Here is a 591-nt window from a genome sequence, read left to right as displayed (position 1 = left end):
GCTTGGCGGGTATTTGTTCTTCATACGGAAACACTGTTGTCGCAATTTAAGTGTTAACCCTAGGTTTCGATGCGTCCTACACTTCAGTCCATCGGTTGAGCAACACAGCGACCGAACGCACAACATCCTGGAGGTATCGATCATGAAGAACCTGATTCAAGCCGTCGCCATCGCAGCCGCCCTCGTGGTTCCCGCCGCTGCATTCGCCCAAACCCAATCGAATGGCGCCGTGACGCGTGCCCAGGTGCGCGCCGAACTGGTGCAGCTCGAGCAGACCGGCTGGCGTCCGGCCGCGGGCTCCGATCCGCGTTATCCCGACGACATCCTGGCAGCCGAGAAGAAGGTGGCCGCGCTGAACGGCGCCGACACCAGCGGCTACGGCGGCGTCAGCAACAAGGTGCAGGCCGGCAGCCCGATCGGCCGCGCCTACCAGTGGAGCCCGGCGGTCCTGCTCAAGTACTACTTCAACAGCGCCGAGGCCAAGTTCCGTCCCTACGTGGGCGTGGGCGCATCGTACATCTATTTCACCGGCGCCAAGCTGACAAACACCGCCTTCGAGCGCGGCGTGCTGGGCGGCCCCACCAACGTCAC

The 591-nt window shown here is 62.9% G+C and carries 1 protein-coding gene; it reads left to right on the top strand.

The window, feature by feature from the left end; genetic code table 11:
- Positions 1-142 precede the first annotated feature (142 nt).
- Positions 143-591 (top strand): OmpW family outer membrane protein (locus tag FQ705_RS34845; protein ID WP_313955680.1); only part of this gene is annotated, 449 nt, incomplete at its 3' end.

The organism is Paraburkholderia sp. BCC1884 (assembly GCF_900996225.1).
GTDB lineage: Bacteria > Pseudomonadota > Gammaproteobacteria > Burkholderiales > Burkholderiaceae > Paraburkholderia.
This window is presented reverse-complemented; position numbering and strand designations above follow the sequence as displayed.